The sequence below is a fragment of the Brucella tritici genome (genome assembly GCF_008932295.1).
Taxonomy (GTDB): Bacteria; Pseudomonadota; Alphaproteobacteria; order Rhizobiales; family Rhizobiaceae; genus Brucella; species Brucella tritici.
In genome coordinates this window covers 72,861-91,604 of record NZ_WBWA01000011.1, presented here as the reverse complement: position 1 = coordinate 91,604, position 18,744 = coordinate 72,861, and the positions used below count along the sequence as shown (strand labels likewise).

The following is an 18,744-nucleotide window of genomic DNA, read 5'->3' as shown; positions in this document are numbered from 1 at the left end:
AGCAATGGCTGTTTTAATCCACCATCGCTTCTTCATATTCGGTGGAAAGTTCCAGCCACTTGTCCTCAGCATCCGCAAGTGCAGAACGGGCGTCGCTCATGTCCTTGTTGATCCGGATAGCCTTCTGAGGTTCCTTCTCGTAAAGGGCCGGATCTTCCAGTTGTGACGAGAAGCCTTGAATCTGTTTCTGCAGTTTTTGGATCAAGGCTTCGGTTTCCTTGATCTTTTTCTGCAGTGGCGCCATGGTTTCACGTTTCTGGGCGGCGAATTTTCGCTGTTCGGCCTTGTTGACTTTGGCGTTATCGTCGCGGTCGGCGGCCGGTTCTCCCTTGGCATCGGCCAGAACAATCTGCCGGTATTCATCGAGATCGCCTTCAAACGCCTTTACGCCGCCTTCGCGGACCAGCCAGAGCCGTTCCATCGTAGCTTCGATAAGATGGCGGTCGTGGGCAATCAGGATAACCGCGCCGTTGAAAGCGTTGAGCGCATGCACAAGCTCTTCGCGGCTGTCGATGTCGAGATGGTTGGTCGGTTCGTCGAGGATCAACAGGTTGGGACCGTGAAAGGTCGCAAGTCCCATCAGGAGACGCGCTTTCTCGCCACCGGACAGGTCTTTGGCCGGTGTCAGCATCTTCTCGGTCGAAAGGCCCATCTGCGCAACACGCGCGCGCACCTTCGCCTCCGGTTCCGTCGGCATGAGCTTGCGCACATGCTCGATGGCATTGTCTTCGGGGATCAGATCATCCATCTGATGCTGTGCGAAGAATGCGACCTTCAGGCTTGGCGAAAGCGTAAGTGTACCTTTTTCCGGCGTCAGGCGACCGGCAATCAGCTTGGCCAGCGTCGACTTGCCGTTACCATTTGAGCCGAGCAGCGCGATGCGGTCGTCATTGTCGATACGCAGGGTTACATTGCGAAGGACGGGCTTGCCCGGCACATAACCGACATCGGCATTATCAAGCGCGATGACAGGCGATGCTGTCTTTTTGTCGGCATCGGGAAAACGAAACGGCTGCACATTGCTTTCCACATAGAGCTCGATTGGCTTGAGCTTTTCCAAAGCCTTCATGCGCGATTGCGCCTGACGGGCCTTGGTGGCCTTGGCGCGGAACCGTTCCACGAAGGATTCCATGTGTTTGCGGTGGGCTTCCTGCTTTGCGTGGGCCTTCTGCTGCAATTCCAGCATTTCGTGGCGCTGGCGCTCGAACTGATCATAATTGCCTCGCCAGAAGCTGATCTTCTTCTGGTCGAGATGCATGATCGAACTGGTCGCCGAGTTCAGGAGATCACGGTCGTGGCTGATGATGATGACCGTGTGCGGATAGCGCTTCACATAGTCGACCAGCCACAGCACGCCTTCAAGGTCGAGATAGTTGGTCGGTTCGTCGAGGAGCAGCAAGTCCGGTTCGGCAAAAAGAACCGCTGCCAGAGCGACGCGCATGCGCCAGCCGCCGGAAAAGGCGGATGCGGGCTGGCGTTGTGCTTCGGCATTGAAACCGAGACCGGACAAAATGGCACCTGCGCGAGCTTCCGCAGAGTGAGCGTCGATGTCGGCAAGGCGGGTGTGAATTTCGGCAATGCGGTGCGGATCGGTTGCCGTGTCAGCCTCTTCAAGAAGTGCGGTGCGCTCCTTGTCAGCCTTCATGACAATTTCGATCAGCGCATCTTCTGTGCCGGGCGCTTCCTGCGCCACCTGACCGATACGGGTATTTTTCGGGAGCGAGATGCTGCCTGTTTCCGACGCAAGATCGCCCGTAATCACACGGAACAGGGTCGATTTGCCGGTGCCGTTGCGGCCCACAAAACCGGTCTTCGATCCCGCTGGCAGCGTTACGCTGGCGTGGTCGATCAGGAGGCGTCCGGCAATGCGTACGGAGATGTCGTCAAGGATAAGCATGGTGAAAGCGCTTTTGCACGGCTTGAAGCGTTTCCGCAAGTATCAACATCAGTCAGGCGAAGCGGCGTCCGCCTTCGGTTCGCTGGAATTGTGAGAGGTCGAGCGATGGAGCGTCAGTACCGAGCCGCGTCAATGCCGCGTGGATCTGGCCGCGATGATGGGTTTGGTGATTGAACAGATGCGCCAGCGAGGGCGCAAGCCGCTGGCTCATCGTGCGCATGTCCGAAACGGTCGTATAGGTAAAACGTCCCGCAAGCTTGTCGGCATCCAATCCGTCGGTATAGCGGCAGATGCGTTCATCTTCGGCATTACGCAGATCGCGCAGCGTGATGAAATTATCGGTTATGATGGCATCGAGTTGCTTTGGATGGTCGCCTTCGCCGGTAAACCGCTTCATCCATATGCGGTCGGTGACCAGAAGATGGTTGAGCGTGCGATGAATTGAGCCGAAGAACAGCCCAAGATCGAGCCGGTATTCCTCGTCGCTCAGATCGGCGGCGGCGGCATAAAGCAGTTCATTAGCCCAGCGATTATACCACGCAAACATTTGAAAATGCTGTTCCATACAAGTCCCCCGCTACCCGATAGCCTGAATCAGAGTGGCATTATCTATGCCTTCAAATTTCCGTCGTCTCAAGCTGCTAGGCGGTATGCGATGTGTTCAAAATGGCGTGGCCTCTTGGCAATTCGGCCTATCGACGGTATAGAGCCTCACTTTTCTGAAATTTCCCAGCGAACAAGGTGTCATAATGGCAATCGAACGTACCTTCTCCATGATCAAGCCCGATGCGACCCGCCGCAACCTGACCGGCGCAATCACTGCCAAGCTCGAAGCAGCTGGCCTGCGCGTCGTCGCTTCGAAGCGCGTCTGGATGAGCCTGCGTGAAGCTGAAGGCTTCTATGCTGTTCACAAAGATCGTCCGTTCTTCGGCGAACTGACCGAATTCATGTCTTCCGGCCCGACGATCGTTCAGGTTCTGGAAGGCGAAAACGCCATCGCCAAGAACCGCGAAGTCATGGGTGCGACCAACCCGGCCAACGCTGACGAAGGCACCATCCGCAAGGAATTCGCCCTGTCGATCGGCGAAAACTCCGTGCACGGTTCGGACGCTCCTGAAACCGCCGCAGAAGAAATCGCATACTGGTTCTCGGGCACCGAAATCGTCGGCTGATCCCGCTCGGAATTCAAAGAAAAAGCCCGGCATTGCCGGGCTTTTTTGCTTTAGAGACTTTGCGCGAGCCTTGCCATTTCTTTCCCTTCGTCATCGAAGAGAACAAGCTTGCCCATATCGATCTTGTAGGACTTGGTCTTACCGAGCACGTCGAGGAACTTGCGCTCCTGGTTCATGAGGGCAGGCGGGCACTGAACATAGGTCGATCCGATATCGGCAAAGGAAATGTTTTCCCCGGTCACGACCGCCTTGCTGAAATAACGGTTGCAGCCGCCTGAACCGCTGACGGCACCGTCGGTCGAAACCGTCAGGGTGGTTTGCGCATTGTCGATCACGCCGCCGCCCTGAATGTCCTCCGCGAGCCAGTCCTTGCCCTCGATACCGATGGCAGCGCCTTCGTCACCGCTTTTGCGGACCATCACAACCTTGATCTCTGCCGGAGTACCGGGGTTCTCCGGATCGATGGAATAGCGTTCGTCATTGACGAACCACAGCGTATCGCCTGCCGAAATGCGTGCCTGCAGGGCATAGGTATGGCCCGGCTGGATCTGGTCCGTATCAAAGTTGATGGCAAACGGGATCGGTGATCCCTGAACGGATTCGATCCGCGTTTCACCAATGACTTTCGACGGGGCATCGGCCAGCGAGATGTCGGAAAGCTGAACCGTCAGGTTCGCCTCCGGCGGCAGCGCGATGCGCTCGCGATACATTACCTTGCCGCTGACGGTTTTTTCCGCCGCCATGCTGCTTGTCGGCATCGATGTGGTCAGGAACAAGGCGGCGCCGCCAAGCGCGCCAATGCCGACCACCAGTGCCGCAGCAATTGAGAGGGTTTTCGCCAATCCATTTCGCATCGTCAAAGCCCGAAACTTCCGTTCCCGCACGCGTTGTTTGTTGCAAGACAGATGGCGCTGATGCGGATTCCAATCTGTCTGTCATCATCGCTTGTCAGCGCCTGATTCATAATGCCGACATTAGCGAAATCTTCATGTGAAAATTGTGGCAGCGCAAGAACGTGCTAACCAAATTACCCGTTATTTTAGGGGGTTAAATAGTTAATTCGCAATTAAAATGAGAAAGGGGATCAATAGAATAGCCAGTAATCGAAAGCTTATGACTGCTGCCAGCGGTCGCGAATCTTCTCGTCTTCCTCTTTGGACGACACCCAACCGCCGACCGAACCGTCTGCAAGATGCTCCCTTTTCCAGAATGGGGCATCGGTTTTCATGTAATCCATCAGAAAAGAGGCGGCTTCGAAAGCCGCGTGTCGATGCGATGATGCTGCTGCGACCAGAACGATGTTTTCGCCCGGTTTGATGAGCCCGTAACGATGAATGATCGTGAGGGCTGTTATCGGCCAGCGCTCGATAGCCTGTCGGGCGATGCGGGTGATTTCCGCTTCGGCCATGCCGGGATAATGCTCCAGCTCCAGAGCGGAAAGCGTGCCGCTTTCATCGCGACACAGGCCGGTAAAGGTGACGATGGCGCCGATATCCGTTCGCCCGTGCTCAAGCTTGCGCAGCTCCGCTGCCGTGTCGAAGTCTTCGTTTCTTATGCCGACGAAAAGTGGGCATGTCATTAGGGCATTTCCGGTTTTGCTTGAATCATTGAAAATGCCCTATCGTTTTGTTTTTACGCATTATCCTGCGCATCGGAGCGGGATTAGAAATCAGTCCTGTGGACTGATTTCCCCGCGTAGGCGCTCCGCGCCTTTGCTGGAAATGCTCTGGCCCGCTCATCTCATCCCCCCGTCATGGGAGGAAAGAGCGCAACTTCATCGCCGTCATTCACGAGTTCAATATGCTCGGCATGTTCCTGGTTGATCGCGGCGCGAATGACATGCTCATGCTCGAAAGCCGCTTCATATTCCTCGCCGCGCGATTTCAGGTGGCTGATCAGATCGCCCACGGTTGTTTTGGGTGAGGGGAGTTCGATGACTTCTTCACCCTTGCCGATTTTCTCGCGCACCCATGCGAAATAGACGAGTTTTACCGCCACTGGATCAATCCATTACGTGTTTGAGGCCCGCCTTGAAGTAATCCCAGCCCGTATAAAGCGTCAGAAGCGCCGAGATCCAAAGCAGTACAATGCCAATTTCCGTTACATAGGGCATAACTTTGTCACCGGCAGGGCCTGCGAGCAGAAATGCGAGCGCAATCATTTGTGCTGTCGTCTTCCATTTGGCGAGACGGGAAACGGGAACGCTGACCTTCAGCTCGGCAAGATATTCACGCAGCCCCGAAACCAGAATTTCGCGGCACAGGATGATGATCGCAGCCCAAAGCGTCCAGCCGGCAATGGTTCCGTCGGCTGCAAGGAGCAGCAGGATGGCGGATACGAGAAGCTTGTCGGCAATCGGGTCAAGCATGCGACCGATGGTCGAGGTCTGCTTCCAGATGCGGGCGAGATAGCCGTCGAAAAAATCCGTGATGCTGGCGACGGCAAACAATCCCAGGGCGGTCCATCGGGCGAAATCGCTCGATTCCAGTCTCCCCTCGATAAAGAAGCACAACACCACAAGCGGCACGGCAATGATCCGGCCATAGGTGAGGATATTGGGCAAGGAGAGGGTATGTTTTTTCTGCATTGTTCCGCCGCATCGTTGTCAGCCGCACATCAACAGGGATGACCGTTAAAATCAACACCTGCGAATATATTCTACCGGGACCTAATGACGCTTGCGCCTCAATTCCGGACAAAATTACGTCATCTGTCACGAAAATGATCGTGAATCGTCTTGGCCATGGCCTCAGAGATGCCTTCGATCTGCATCAGATCGGCAACCGCGGCTCTGGAGACGGCCTTTGCGGTTCCGAAATGGTGCAGAAGCGCACGCTTTCGCGACGGACCGATTCCCGCAATCTCATCGAGCGGGTTCTTGACCATTTCCTTCTTGCGCCGGGCGCGGTGTGTGCCGATGGCAAACCGGTGCGCTTCATCGCGCAGGCGCTGGATGAAATAGAGCACGGGATCGCGCGGCGGCAGTGTAAAGGCCTGCTTGCCTTCCACGAAGAAACGTTCGCGCCCTGCTTCACGGTCGACGCCCTTGGCAATGCCGATTGCATTGACGAGATGGCTGATCCCAAGCTCGCCGAGAATTTGCCTGACCGCGCCAACCTGACCTTGCCCGCCGTCGATCAGAATGACGTCGGGCCACGCAGGAAACGTGTCGGTTACCTCTGCGTCAGTCGACTCTTCCGGCGTGCCATGTTCCTTGACCAGCCGTGAGAAGCGCCGCTCGATTACCTCGCGCATCATGCCGAAGTCGTCGCCCGGCGTAATATCGGTCGAGCGGATGTTGAACTTGCGGTACTGATTTTTGACGAAGCCTTCCGGTCCCGCGACGATCATGCCGCCGACAGCATTCGTACCCATGATATGCGAGTTATCATAGACCTCGATCCTGCGCGGTGGCTGGGACAGGCCGAAGGTTTCGGCCATGCCTTGCAACAGCCGGGCTTGCGAAGATGTTTCAGCAAGCCGCCGTCCAAGCGCTTCGCGCGCATTGGTAAGCGCGTAATCGACAAGATCCTTCTTCTCTCCGCGTTGGGGGACGTTGACTTGTACCTTATGGCCCGCGCGCGTCGAGAGCGCTTCGGCAATAAGCGATTGCTCCTCAACCGTCTCGGACAGGAGAACCAGCCGCGGACATGGCTTGTCGTCATAGAACTGGGACAGGAATGCCCCCAGAACCTCTGCCGGGCCGAGCGAACTGTCCGCCTTGGGGAAATAGGCGCGATTGCCCCAGTTCTGGCCGGTACGGAAGAAGAAGACCTGAATGCAGGTCATGCCGCCTTCCTGATGGATGGCAAAGGCGTCAGCCTCTTCAACCGTCTGCGGATTGATGCCCTGATGGGATTGCACATGAGAAAGCGCCGCCAGACGATCCCGGTAAACGGCTGCATGCTCAAAATCAAGGTCCGCCGACGCGGCCTGCATTGCCGTTGCGAGGTGGTCCTTTACCGACTGGCTCTTGCCGGAAAGAAACGCCTTGGCCTCATTGACGAGTTCGGCATAGTTCTCATCGCTGATCTCGTGCGTGCAGGGGCCGGAACAACGCTTGATCTGAAAGAGAAGGCAGGGACGGGTACGCGTTTCAAAAACCGAATCCGTGCAGGTCCGCAGCAGGAAGGCGCGCTGAAGCGCGTTGATCGTGCGACCAACGGCACCGGCAGAGGCGAAGGGACCGAAATAGTCTCCCTTGCGGGACCGCGCACCGCGATGCTTGAAAATGCCGGGTGCCCGATGGTCGCCGGTCAGAAGAATATAGGGAAACGACTTGTCGTCGCGCATCAGCACGTTGAAGCGCGGACGCAACCTCTTGATGAGATTGGCTTCCAGCAACAAGGCTTCGGTTTCCGTCCGGGTGACGACGAATTCCATCGTCACCGTTTCGCGGATCATCCGCGTGATGCGATTCGAATGGCCGACGCCGCGCGCATAGTTGGAAACGCGCTTCTTGAGATTGCGTGCCTTGCCGACATAGAGCACGTCACCATCGCTGTTGAACATGCGGTAGACGCCCGGATTGTTCGGCAGGCGCTTCACGAAAGCATTGATGATGTCCTGACCGCTCAGGCCTTCAATATCCGGCAGGCCATCCGAGGAATCCCATTGAATGGAATCGGCAGCGGACGGAGAGGCCGGAACATCGGCTATATCGTCGGTCTCGTCATCATCGTCGGTTTCCGCGTCACCAATGATAATACCGGCCACATCCTGCTCGTCATCGGACGGCAGATTTGCAACGGCATCCTCATTGTTCTTGCGGTTTCCAGTCATTCCGTAATTCCTGCAATATCCGGGGTTTCCCAGGCCAGATGCTGTCCGCCGTCAAGTGCGATCATCTGGCCGGTGACGGAGCGGCTTTCCCAGAAATAGCGAACAGTACGCCCAAATTCCGACAATTCCGGCGCACGCTGCAAAAGAAGTTTCTCGACCTGCTGTTCGAAATCGCCAGGCTTCTGCCGTTCGCTCGGCAATGTTGGGCCGGGTGCGATTGCATTGACCCGGATTTGCGGTGCAAGCGCCTGCGCCATGGTTCGGGTGGCATTCCAGAGGGCTGTCTTCGAAAGCGTATAGGAAAAGAAATTCGGGTTGAGCTTCCAGACGCGCTGGTCGATGACATTGACGACAAGCGCCTCTTCGCCGCTGGGCAGGGCTTTCGCCATTTCTTCGGCCAGCAGGACCGGCGCCTTGAGATGGATGGCAAAGTGCTTGTCCCACAGCGCCATATCCAGTTGGCCGATGCGATCATCTTCAAAGAGCGATGCATTGTTGACCAGAAGCCGGATCGGCCCGATCTGGCGTGACGCATCCTCCACAAGATTGCGAACATCGGATTCGGATGAAAGGTCTGCGCGCACGACACAGGCCTTCCCGCCTTGTTCGTTTATGGCCGCTGCAAGGGCCGCGCCTTCATCGATGGAGTGATTATAGTGTATGGCGACCGGGAAGCCATGGGCGGCAAGGTCCTCGACAATTGCCTTGCCAATACGCCGTGCGCCGCCGGTGACCAGAACCGGACATTTAGCAAGCAGGCGGGGCTCGTGATCGTTCAACACGGTAAACACTTTCTTATCGAGATTCTTCAGTCGATTTCATGCCATTTCGGTCGGAAGATTGCAGCTAAAAACAGCGGCTGCAACATTCATAACTGACAAATTGATAGAGATTTCAGCGACTTCGTTTCTTTCTGCCGGTTGTTGCGGTCGCCGCAATCGAAACTCTCCCACTATATAGGTGGCTGAATCCGGCGTTGCGATAATGCAACATCGCATTTTTGCCACGTTCTCGTCAGGTTCTCTCCACAGAAGCGGGCATTTCGTGCCGCAATTACCGCCGATATGTCGGTCCTGTCAGCGCGGCATGGACGATTTGCTCCCAACATCGCCCGCCCGATAAGGGACCGCGCAAAAGGTAATTTGTGTAAGGAGAATGCTATGCGCACTCTTAAGTCTCTCGTAATCGCCTCGGCTGCGCTGCTGCCGTTCTCTGCGACTGCTTTCGCTGCTGATGCCATTCAGGAACAGCCTCCTGTTCCGGCTCCGGTTGAAATGGCTCCGCAGTATAGCTGGGCTGGTGGCTACACCGGTCTGTACCTCGGCTACGGCTGGAACAAGGCCAAGACCGACGCCGTTGGCACCATCAAGCCTGACGACATGAAGGCTGGCGCTTACGCTGGCTGGAACTTCCAGCAGGACCAGTTCGTATACGGTGTTGAAGGTGACGCCGGTTACTCCTGGGCCAAGAAGTCCAAGGACGGTCTGGAAGTCAAGCAGGGCTTCGAAGGCTCGCTGCGCGCACGTCTCGGCTACGACCTGAACCCGGTTATGCCGTACATCACTGCTGGTGTTGCCGGTTCGCAGGTTAAGCTCGACAACGGCTTTGACGACGAAAGCAAGTTCCGCGTTGGTTGGACTGCTGGTGCCGGTCTGGAAGCCAAGCTCACGGACAACATCCTGGGCCGCGTCGAATACCGTTACACCCAGTTCGGCAACAAGAACTATGATCTTGGCACCGAAACGGTTCGTAACAAGCTCGACACCCACGACATCCGCGTCGGCGTTGGCTACAAGTTCTAATTATCTGATAATTGAACACGGAAAACCGGGCAGGCAACTGCCCGGTTTTTTGTTATGTTTTTTAGGGTTAGAGGCTCGCTATCTCAACCAGCCAGTCGCGAAATGCAGCCATTGCTTGCGTTTCCGACCGTGATTGCAGCCTCGTCAGCCAGTAGCTGCCCATCGTCACCGTTGTGTCGAATGGCTGAATGATCGTTTCCGAGAGCAACTGACGGGAGAACATCAGCGGCGGCGCAAGTGCTACGCCCGCTCCCTGCATGGCTGCTTCCATCATCGCGAGCGACGAATCGAACATGATGCTTCGGGGCAGGGGCATGTCGCCCGTGACGCCTGCTGCCATAAACCACTGCGTCCATTCATCGGCACGGTAGGAGCGCAATAAAATATGCCGCGCGAGATCGGCTGGTGTTCGCAATTCCTGTGCCAGTTCCGGAATGCAAAGCGGTGACAACGGTGCTTCCAGCAATCGGGTTGCGTCGATGCCATGCCAGGCGCCGCTGCCGAAACGGATGGCGTAATCGAGGCCCTCCGCCGCTATGTCCACCCGGTTGTTGTTGGTCGAAAGCCGCAGATCGATGAACGGATAACGATTCTGAAAATCGCGCAGACGTGGCAGAAGCCAGCCGACGGCCAGCGTGCCGACTGCACCCACGCGCAATATTTCCCGATAATGCCCCGCTTCGAAACGTTCAAGCGTTCCGGCAATCCTGTCGAATGCGTCCTTCAATGTGGGGAGCAGCGTTTCTCCTTCGCTCGTCAGCATCAGCCCGCGCGGCAGGCGCTCGAACAAAGTCACATTCAGGCGGGTTTCGAGGCTTTTGACCTGATGGCTGACAGCGGCTTGTGTAACGCAAAGTTCAATCGCGGCCTTCGTAAAACTCAAGTGACGCGCCGACGCCTCGAAGGCGCGCAGGGAATTGAGCGGGAGATGCGGTCGAACCATGTTGCCCCAAATTTTTCTAATGCCAAATGCTAGATAACGTCGTTTGTCCTCTTTGCGCAAGCATCGTATATCAGCAGGGCCTGATAGGCTTATATCCCGCAGAAGCGTTGAAAAAATGCTGTAAACGGGCTTCAATATAATGAATCGCGCAATACCGGCTATGTCTTGAGAAAGACGTAGCGGAACGCATAATCATGAGGTTTATTCATCTGTCATGAGAAAATCTACGACATTTTTGATCGGTTTCCTCGCCACCGCCGCTATTATCCCGAATAGCGGTGCGTTGGCTGCAAGCAAGGTGAACGATGACGATTTGCGCCGTATCGTCGATGAAACCATGCGCCCGCTCATGGCCGAGCAGAAGATTCCCGGCATGGCGGTTGCCATAACCATCGACGGCAAGAGCCACTTCTTCGGTTATGGCGTGGCATCGAAGGAAAGCGGACAGAGAGTCGACGAAGACACGATTTTCGAGATCGGTTCGGTCAGCAAGACGTTTACTGCGACGCTCAGCGGCTATGGGCTGGCGACCGGCGCATTCTCCTTGTCCGATCCCGCGACCAAATGGGCTCCCGAACTGGCAGGCAGCAGCTTCGACAAGATCACCATGCTCGATCTTGGGACCTACACACCGGGCGGATTGCCCCTGCAATTTCCCGATGCTGTCACCGATGACAGTTCGATGCTGGCATATTTCAAGAAATGGAAGCCGGACTATCCGGCAGGCACACAGCGCCGTTATTCGAATCCCAGCATCGGCCTGTTCGGCTATCTGGCGGCACGAAGCATGGACAAGCCGTTCGATGTCCTGGTGGAGCAAAAGCTTCTGCCTGCATTTGGTCTGAAGAACACTTTCGTCAATGTGCCGGAAAGCCGGATGAAGAACTACGCTTACGGCTATTCCAAAGCCGACAAGCCGATCCGGGTATCTGGCGGCGCGCTGGATGCGCAGGCCTATGGCATCAAGACCACAGCGCTTGATCTCGCCCGCTTCATTGAGCTGAATATCGACAGCTCATCTCTGGAGCCTGATTTCCAGAAGGCCGTCGCCGCGACACATACGGGTTATTATCACGTCGGTGCCAACAATCAGGGGCTTGGCTGGGAGTTCTACAGCTATCCGACTGCGCTCAAGACACTTCTTGCGGGCAATTCGTCGGACATGGCGCTGAAGTCGCACAAAATCGGCAAATTCGATCAGCCCTTGCAGCCGTCAGCCGATGTCTTGGTCAACAAGACAGGCTCGACCAACGGTTTCGGTGCCTATGCGGCCTTTATTCCCGCCAAGAAGACCGGAATCGTCCTGCTTGCCAACCGGAATTATCTGATCGATGAGCGCGTAAAAGCCGCTTATCGGATATTGCAGGCGCTCGACAAGAAACAATAATCTGCAAAAAAACCCCGGAAATCCGGGGTTTCATTCTTTCCAGACCGGTTAGCCGCGCGGCAGCAGTTCCGTCAGTTCCGGGTGCAGTTCCTGAAAACGCTTCATCCAGCGCTTGAGCTTGGAGCGGTTGCGTTCCCATTTGCCTTCAAAGCGCAGCGCCAGATAGCCAAGCGCGGCAGCAACGGCGATATGGCCGCCATGCAGCTTGCCCGCCAGACGCGGCGGCGCTTCGTTGAGAAGGTCGAGTGCGCGTTCGGCCTTGCGCCATTGCAGGTCGAGCCAGGGCTGATGAATTTTCTCTTCCGGACGCATGCGGCGTTCGTAGACATGCGCCAGAAGCACGTCGCAAAGACCGTCGGCGATGGCTTCATAGCGCTCTGCATCGGTGCGCTTTTCGGCATTGCGCGGGAAAATCTTGTTGCCCGAAACCCGGTTCAGATACTGGGTGATCGCACGGCTGTCGAAAACCGATTTGCCGTCATCCGTCACCAGCGTCGGAATTTTTCCGAGCGGATTGGCGTGGATCAGGTTCTCCGGTTCCGCCGAGGTGTTGACGACAACGCTTTCAAACGGAATGCCGGCATGGTGAGCGGCCATGCGCACCTTCGCGCTGTAGGGCGAAGCAGGCGAATAGAGTATCTGTGTCATCGTTCGTTCCTAAACCGGATATGTAAAGTTTATTGCGTGGCGGGCATCATGACAGAGCGGCTTCGGCAGGCATTGGCATCGACCTGACCGCAAGCACGGTATTGCAGGTCTTTTGTCATGCAGATGCGAACTTCCTGAAGATAGTTCCGCTTGCAGCTAATCGAGATACCATCCGGTTTCATGCCGGGATTGGCTGCGATAAAAGCTTTTTCAACGAGAAGGGGATCAACACGCCGACCGCTCGCCAGATTGCGCAGGCTGGGCGGAATTTTGACCTGATCGAAAGCGTTGCGCAGCGTTGAGAAATATTCATCCTGCGACAGACCCGAACAACTGCCATGCTTGCGCCATTGATAAGCGGCGAGACCGGCAGAAGGCATGATATCGGAAAGGCGGGAGATGATCGGGCGGGGCACATAGCTGCCCCGGCTGCGGGCATTGTCGAGCTGGCAGTTCGCTGGGTAACCCCATTCATTCTGCGGCCAGAGACCATGCACCACGAAACCGAAGGGACGATTGGTTCCACATTGCTGCTTGTTGGCGCGGGGGCCTTCCGATGCACAATAGCTGGGCGACCAGGAGAGGGCTAGGACGTAAAAGTCGAACTCGCCCGGAACGTCATCTGCCCGACCCGGCGCAATTGCCAAAATACTCGCAACCGCCGCTGCGAGCAACGTAACCGCCGCTGCACCAAACTTCCGCAGCATGTGCCCTCCACTTAATCAACGGCTGACCGTATCAAGCCGCTTAATTTTTAGCGAAGAACGCGGCAGCTTGCGTCGTACACATACCAGCGGTCGAAACCGTCGACGCAGAATTCGACATTGCGGCCCATCGAGGCAAAGCCCTGACCTTCTTCGACCATATACCAGACCGAACGATACTGACCATCGGTCAGAACGGCGGTTGCCTTGCAATAGGTGCGTTCGATCTGGGCCGGATTGGTCTTCGGCTCATAGCGCGTCAGTTGAACATCGCTCATGGCCGAAATACCGACCTGCGGCAGGTTCGGGACATGACGTACCTGATAGCCGAAATCGGAAACCACCGAACGCAAAACGCTCTGCTGGCTGCAAGCGCCTGCATCGGCAACGCCTGCTGGAGCAGAAGTGAGATAGTCTGCGGCGCTGGCCGGCAGAGACACAAGCGTCAGAGGAAGGACAGACGCCGCAAACAGGGCTGCGCGTGAATACTGTCCGATACGTTCCAGGGTTCGTTGCATATCTCTGTCCTGTCCCAAATTGCGGGCTGGCACCCGTTCAAGTCTATGATAGCCGAAGCATTGAGGCGCAGTTTCCGTCAGCAATTCACGCGGGTCAAGTGCGATCCGTCTCGCTTCTCACCCACTTGATGCTGAAATTGCTCCCTTTTTCCTCAGCAAGAAGCTTGGTAAGGCAGGGAAGCAGGGTTTGCATCTCACTTTCAAGTGTATAGGGCGGGTTGACGACAATCATACCGGTGCCATCCAGGCGTGGTTCTTCGGAGGGCGCACGAATCGCCAGTTCGATCTGCATGATCTTCGGAATGCCGGTTTCACGTAAGTGTCTGGTGAAACGTTCCGTTTCCTTACGGTCCTTCACCGGATACCACAGCGCATAAATGCCACCGCCGAAACGCTTGTACGCCTTGGCCAGGCCATCAACCAGACGATCGAATTCGCCTTCCTTTTCAAAAGGCGGGTCAACAAGCACCATGCCGCGTTTTTCCTTCGGTGGAAGGTGAGCGCCAAGCGCCAGCCAGCCGTCCAGCTCGGTCACCCGAACCTGATAATCACCGTCGAATAGCTTCGCCAGTTTGGTGGAGTCCTGCGGATGCAGTTCCAGTGCGGACAGGCGATCCTGCTTGCGCAGCAAATGCCGCACGAGAAAGGGCGATCCCGGATAATGGCGCAGCTTTTCGCCTTCATTGACTGCGCGGACGGCAGCAAGATAAGGCTCCAGCAAATCCAGCACGGGCTGCTCGATCTGCCCTTTCTTCACCGCGTCCAGGATGCGGTCGATACCGCCTGCCCATTCGCCGGTCTTGCCTGCCTCGATACCCTTCAGGTCGTAGAGGCCGATGCCTGCATGGGTGTCGATGACGCGAAAGGCCTGATCCTTGCGTTTCAGATACTCGACAAGGCGCGTCAGGATGACGTGCTTGACGACATCCGCAAAATTTCCGGCGTGATAGGCGTGACGATAATTCATGGTTGCGCTTGTTTCATGTCGGTCTCTTTTCGGCAAGAGGCAGTGATATCCAAAAAGACCTCGCTCTGCGTCGTTCCTGCAATATCACTCCTGTCACAAATGTGACATACAACCTTCAACATCCGCTCCTTATCCTTTGAGTCGAGTCCCGAAATGTCTGGTGGCGTCCTTCTGATCGTCCTCTTTGGCGCGTTCCTCCACGCGAGCTGGAACGCAATTGTAAAGGGAAGCGGAGACAAGTTCTTCAGTGCGGCCAGTGTGACCAGCGCTGCCGGGTTGATCGCCCTTTTCACCTTGCCTTTTCTGCCGCTGCCGAACCCGGCAAGCTGGATTTACATGCTTCTGTCTACGGTTACGCAGACCTTCTATATGTCGCTCGTGGCGGCGGCTTATAAATCCGGCGATATGAGCGAAGCCTATCCGATCATGCGCGGCACTCCGCCCTTGCTGGTGGCGCTGGTCAGTGCGCCGCTGGTCGGCGAGATCATGGGCTGGCAGAGCTGGCTTGGTATCGTGCTGATCTGCTCCGGCGTTCTGGCGATGGCGCTTGATGCGCGGCGAAGAAATCGTGGAGCTTCAAGTCGCACTGCCTTGCTTGCGCTGACCAATGCCGGTTTCATAGCAAGTTATACGATCATTGACGGCCTCGGTGTCCGTGTGTCGGGCGAGCCGATTTCCTATACGCTGTGGCTGTTCCTGATGAACGCCATACCGCTGGCGGGGTGGGCCCTTTACCGCGAACCGGACCGTTTCATCCAGTATCTGCGTAATCACTGGCGACCGGCCATGATCGGTGGCGTTGGTACGCTCGGTTCCTATGGCCTTGCACTCTGGGCGATGACCATGGCTCCGATTGCCGTCGTGGCGGCACTCCGCGAAACCGCGATACTCTTCGGTGTGCTCATTTCGGCTCTGGTATTGAAAGAAAAAGTCGGGCTACCACGTTTCGTGGCTGCCGGCTTTATTGTTCTCGGTGCGATTGCATTGCGCTTGTCTTGAAAATTTATTTCGTCACAGTGACAATCTTCCGGCAGAAATTCGTTTCTGCAGGAAGTGGCTTGGGCTAATAAAGTAATATGAACCAGCACGCTCCAATCTCGAACATCAAAACCGGTCATTCGGCTTGTCCGCACGACTGTCCGTCAACTTGCGCACTCGATGTCGAAATTCTCGATGAGCGGACCATCGGGCGCGTGCGCGGCGCGAAGGACAACAGCTACACGGCTGGCGTCATCTGCGCCAAGGTGGCGCGTTATGCGGAACGGGTTCATCATCCTGATCGCCTGAAGCATCCGCTGGTTCGTGCCGGTGCGAAAGGTGCTGGGCAGTGGAAGGAAGCTTCATGGGAAGCCGCACTTGATCTCATTGCCGAGCGTTTCCTGAAAGCCGAGCGCGATTATGGCAGCGAGAGCGTCTGGCCCTATTACTATGCGGGCACCATGGGGCTGGTGCAGCGCGACTCGATCAATCGCCTGCGCTTTGCCAAGCGCTATTCCAACCAGTTCGACAGTTTCTGTACCAATATGGCCTGGACCGGCTATTTTGCGGGAACAGGAAGCCTGACCGGTCCTGATCCGCGTGAAATGGCGAAGGCCGATGTGGTGGTGATCTGGGGCACCAACGCCGCCGCCACGCAGGTCAATGTCATGACCCACGCGGTCCGGGCACGTAAGGAACGCGGCGCCAAGATCGTCGTCATCGACGTTTATGCCAATGCGACCGTCCGCCAGGCGGATATGGGCATTGTGCTGAAACCCGGAACCGATGGCGCCTTTGCCTGCGCGGTCATGCATGTGCTGTTTCGTGACGGCTTTGCAGACTGGGATTATCTGGAGCGCTACACCGACGATCCGAAGGGGCTGGAAGCACATCTTCAGACCCGTACACCGGAATGGGCAGCCGCGATCACCGGCCTGTCCGTTGAAGAGATCGAAGCATTTGCCCATCTCGTCGGCAAAACCAAGCGAACTTATTTCCGCCTCGGCTATGGTTTCACCCGCCAACGCAACGGCGCGGTGAACATGCATGCAGCCGCTTCGATTGCCTGCGTGACAGGTGCTTTCCTTTATGAAGGCGGCGGGGCATTCCACTCGAACTCCGGCATCTTCAAGATGGACAAGCGCGAGATCGAAGGTCGCGCCATGCAGGATATGGGGCTTCGTTTTCTCGATCAGTCGAAGATCGGTCGCATTCTTACCGGTGACGCGCAGGCGCTTTATGGCGGCCCGCCCGTCATGGCAATGCTGATCCAGAACACCAACCCGATGAATGTGACGCCGGAACAGCGGCTGGTTCGCAAAGGCTTTGCGCGCGAGGATCTTTTCGTCGCCGTGCACGAACAATTCATGACCGATACGGCGAAGATGGCCGATGTTGCATTGCCAGCCACGACGTTCCTCGAACATGACGATATTTATCGCGGCGGCGGGCAGCAGCATGTGGTTCTGGGGCCGAAGCTGATCGAGCCTCTCGCCGATGCGCGTCCGAATATCTTCGTAATCAACGAACTGGCAAAGCGCCTCGGTGTTGGCGATCTGCCGGGCTTCGATCTGGATGAGCGCACGCTGATTAACAACATGAACGCCAATAGCGACTTGCCACAATTCGATGAATTGAAGGAAAAGCGCTTTGTCGATCTGCAACCGCCTTTCGAAGATGCGCATTATATCAATGGTTTCAAATGGCCGGATGGCAAGTTCCGCTTTCGTCCTGACTGGACCGGAAGCCCGTCGCCGAACAAGCCACCGGAAGTCATGGGGCTTCAGGGTGATTTCCAGTCGATACCGGAATTTCCGGATTATTGGGAAGTGATTGAAACGGCGGATGCCGAACATCCCTTCCGCATGACGACTTCACCGGCGCATAATTTCCTGAACTCGACCTTCGCCGAGACGCTGACATCGCTTGCCAAGGAAATCCGGCCTGAACTGCTTATCCATCCCGACGATGCGGCAGAACTTGGCATCGAGAATGGCGAGCGGATCGAGATCGGCAATCATCGTGGCGAACTGGTGCTTCATGCCGTGCTGCGCGCCGGACAAAAACGCGGGGTCGTCGTGTCGGAGGGCATTTTTCCGAACTCGACATTCGAGCGCGGCGAGGGGATCAATATATTGATCGGCGCTGAACCTGCCGCCCCCTATGGCGGGCTGGCGGTGCACGACACCAAGATCTGGATACGCAAAATAAACGCATAAATATTTATCCAACAACGCCGGGACGCATATATAAAATATATATGCGTCCCGGCGTTGTTGTTTATTCGCGCTGCTTGTTAGCCAGCGTAACGCAGTCTCAGCTTGGAAACACCCACAGCAGCATTCAGGCCGCGCTGGCCCTGAAGCGAAATCGGCTGAAGCGAAATCGTCTTCCACGAACCGCCGGTCAGGATGTTGGTGCCGAAGCCGACGCCAATCGCTGCATTGGCAGATGCGCCGACATAACGGCCCTGAAGAGCGCCTTCGGGACGAACGGTCGGAGCCCAGACGGCCCAGGCGACACGGCCGCCATTTATGAAGCCGACATCGATGCCGAGCTTGGTAATCGTCCCTGTATAACGCTCAGCCGGACCACGTCCACGGGCCGGGCTGAATACGCAGTCCACATCCTGCTGGCTGCCGATGATGACGCCGATTGCAGGAGAAATATCGCAGGACAGCGTGCCGACTTCCGAGCGCGGCTGGGTGCGACCTGAAGCGGGAGGAGCTACGTAGTCGGCAGCAATGGCTGGAGCCGCGACCGCAATGCCGGAAATGACGGTCATTGCCGAAAGGAAGGAAGTCGAAAAACGGAGAGACATGTCTTTGTCCTCTTCTAAAACACATATTGAAAGAGACGCTTACACGTCCCTTAACGAGATTTGCCGAAGCAAGTTCCGTTACGAATGGGAATTAGAGCTTTTTGCGGGAAATTAAAGTTTTATTA

The 18,744-nt window shown here is 56.4% G+C and carries 19 protein-coding genes; 5 read left to right on the top strand and 14 right to left on the bottom strand.

Annotated elements, in window-relative coordinates; translation table 11 throughout:
* Positions 1 to 13 precede the first annotated feature (13 nt).
* Both F9K91_RS13370 and F9K91_RS13365 read right to left on the bottom strand, forming a co-directional pair.
* A complete protein-coding gene (locus F9K91_RS13370) occupies positions 14 to 1,897 on the bottom strand; it encodes an ABC-F family ATP-binding cassette domain-containing protein (RefSeq protein WP_151677964.1) in 1,884 nt (627 codons plus the stop codon).
* A 52-nt stretch (positions 1,898 to 1,949) separates the two neighbouring features.
* A complete protein-coding gene (locus F9K91_RS13365; protein ID WP_151677963.1) occupies positions 1,950 to 2,462 on the bottom strand; it encodes a DinB family protein in 513 nt (170 codons plus the stop codon).
* A gap of 184 nt (positions 2,463 to 2,646) precedes the next feature.
* Between F9K91_RS13365 and ndk the strand changes: the two genes are divergently transcribed.
* Positions 2,647 to 3,069 carry a nucleoside-diphosphate kinase gene (ndk, locus tag F9K91_RS13360; RefSeq protein WP_010661674.1) on the top strand — a complete coding sequence of 141 codons (423 nt, stop codon included), beginning with the start codon at positions 2,647 to 2,649 and terminating at the stop codon, positions 3,067 to 3,069.
* 50 nt (positions 3,070 to 3,119) lie between these two features.
* Here ndk and F9K91_RS13355 read toward each other — a convergent pair whose 3' ends face one another.
* From F9K91_RS13355 to F9K91_RS13325, 6 genes are all read right to left on the bottom strand, one after another.
* Positions 3,120 to 3,923 carry a YbaY family lipoprotein gene (locus F9K91_RS13355; protein ID WP_151554872.1) on the bottom strand — a complete coding sequence of 268 codons (804 nt, stop codon included), beginning with the start codon at positions 3,921 to 3,923 and terminating at the stop codon, positions 3,120 to 3,122.
* A gap of 257 nt (positions 3,924 to 4,180) precedes the next feature.
* Positions 4,181 to 4,648, bottom strand: a complete 468-nt coding sequence (locus F9K91_RS13350) for a molybdenum cofactor biosynthesis protein MoaE (protein WP_061347322.1) — start codon at positions 4,646 to 4,648, stop codon at positions 4,181 to 4,183.
* A 161-nt stretch (positions 4,649 to 4,809) separates the two neighbouring features.
* Positions 4,810 to 5,067 (bottom strand): molybdopterin converting factor subunit 1, encoded by a 258-nt coding sequence (moaD, locus tag F9K91_RS13340; protein WP_151554821.1) that lies wholly within the window; start codon positions 5,065 to 5,067, stop codon positions 4,810 to 4,812.
* A 4-nt stretch (positions 5,068 to 5,071) separates the two neighbouring features.
* A complete protein-coding gene (gene pgsA / locus F9K91_RS13335) occupies positions 5,072 to 5,656 on the bottom strand; it encodes a CDP-diacylglycerol--glycerol-3-phosphate 3-phosphatidyltransferase (RefSeq protein ID WP_151554820.1) in 585 nt (194 codons plus the stop codon).
* A 119-nt stretch (positions 5,657 to 5,775) separates the two neighbouring features.
* Positions 5,776 to 7,851: an excinuclease ABC subunit UvrC gene (gene uvrC / locus F9K91_RS13330; RefSeq protein ID WP_151677962.1), complete on the bottom strand. Its 2,076-nt coding sequence runs from the start codon at positions 7,849 to 7,851 to the stop codon at positions 5,776 to 5,778.
* A complete protein-coding gene (locus tag F9K91_RS13325) occupies positions 7,848 to 8,633 on the bottom strand; it encodes an SDR family oxidoreductase (RefSeq protein WP_235813522.1) in 786 nt (261 codons plus the stop codon). Before F9K91_RS13325 ends, uvrC begins: the two co-directional genes overlap by 4 nt.
* Positions 8,634 to 9,011: 378 nt before the next feature.
* Here F9K91_RS13325 and omp25 point away from each other — a divergent pair, with 378 nt between their 5' ends.
* On the top strand, positions 9,012 to 9,653 hold the full coding sequence (gene omp25, locus F9K91_RS13320) for an outer membrane protein Omp25 (RefSeq protein ID WP_061347327.1): 642 nt from the start codon (positions 9,012 to 9,014) through the stop codon (positions 9,651 to 9,653).
* A gap of 67 nt (positions 9,654 to 9,720) precedes the next feature.
* Here omp25 and F9K91_RS13315 read toward each other — a convergent pair whose 3' ends face one another.
* Complete coding sequence (locus tag F9K91_RS13315) at positions 9,721 to 10,596, bottom strand: LysR family transcriptional regulator (RefSeq protein ID WP_151554817.1); 876 nt, start codon at positions 10,594 to 10,596, stop codon at positions 9,721 to 9,723.
* Between the two features lie 214 nt (positions 10,597 to 10,810).
* Here F9K91_RS13315 and blaOCH point away from each other — a divergent pair, with 214 nt between their 5' ends.
* Positions 10,811 to 11,983, top strand: a complete 1,173-nt coding sequence (blaOCH, locus tag F9K91_RS13310; RefSeq protein WP_151554816.1) for an OCH family extended-spectrum class C beta-lactamase — start codon at positions 10,811 to 10,813, stop codon at positions 11,981 to 11,983.
* Positions 11,984 to 12,031: 48 nt separating this feature from the next.
* Here blaOCH and F9K91_RS13305 read toward each other — a convergent pair whose 3' ends face one another.
* The 4 genes from F9K91_RS13305 to F9K91_RS13290 form a co-directional block, all read right to left on the bottom strand.
* A complete protein-coding gene (locus tag F9K91_RS13305; RefSeq protein ID WP_151554815.1) occupies positions 12,032 to 12,631 on the bottom strand; it encodes a glutathione S-transferase in 600 nt (199 codons plus the stop codon).
* 29 nt (positions 12,632 to 12,660) lie between these two features.
* Positions 12,661 to 13,338 carry a ribonuclease T2 family protein gene (locus F9K91_RS13300; protein WP_151642978.1) on the bottom strand — a complete coding sequence of 226 codons (678 nt, stop codon included), beginning with the start codon at positions 13,336 to 13,338 and terminating at the stop codon, positions 12,661 to 12,663.
* 47 nt (positions 13,339 to 13,385) lie between these two features.
* Positions 13,386 to 13,853, bottom strand: a complete 468-nt coding sequence (locus F9K91_RS13295) for a phage portal protein (protein ID WP_151554813.1) — start codon at positions 13,851 to 13,853, stop codon at positions 13,386 to 13,388.
* Between the two features lie 94 nt (positions 13,854 to 13,947).
* Positions 13,948 to 14,820 carry a 23S rRNA (adenine(2030)-N(6))-methyltransferase RlmJ gene (locus tag F9K91_RS13290; RefSeq protein WP_151677961.1) on the bottom strand — a complete coding sequence of 291 codons (873 nt, stop codon included), beginning with the start codon at positions 14,818 to 14,820 and terminating at the stop codon, positions 13,948 to 13,950.
* A gap of 153 nt (positions 14,821 to 14,973) precedes the next feature.
* Here F9K91_RS13290 and F9K91_RS13285 point away from each other — a divergent pair, with 153 nt between their 5' ends.
* Together F9K91_RS13285 and F9K91_RS13280 are read left to right on the top strand one after the other, a co-directional pair.
* Positions 14,974 to 15,819 carry a DMT family transporter gene (locus F9K91_RS13285; RefSeq protein ID WP_151554811.1) on the top strand — a complete coding sequence of 282 codons (846 nt, stop codon included), beginning with the start codon at positions 14,974 to 14,976 and terminating at the stop codon, positions 15,817 to 15,819.
* Positions 15,820 to 15,896: 77 nt separating this feature from the next.
* Complete coding sequence (locus F9K91_RS13280; RefSeq protein ID WP_151677960.1) at positions 15,897 to 18,017, top strand: molybdopterin oxidoreductase family protein; 2,121 nt, start codon at positions 15,897 to 15,899, stop codon at positions 18,015 to 18,017.
* A 77-nt stretch (positions 18,018 to 18,094) separates the two neighbouring features.
* Here the strand turns inward: F9K91_RS13280 and F9K91_RS13275 are convergent, their stop codons facing one another.
* Positions 18,095 to 18,619, bottom strand: a complete 525-nt coding sequence (locus F9K91_RS13275) for a DUF992 domain-containing protein (RefSeq protein ID WP_151677959.1) — start codon at positions 18,617 to 18,619, stop codon at positions 18,095 to 18,097.
* Positions 18,620 to 18,744: the final 125 nt, after the last annotated feature.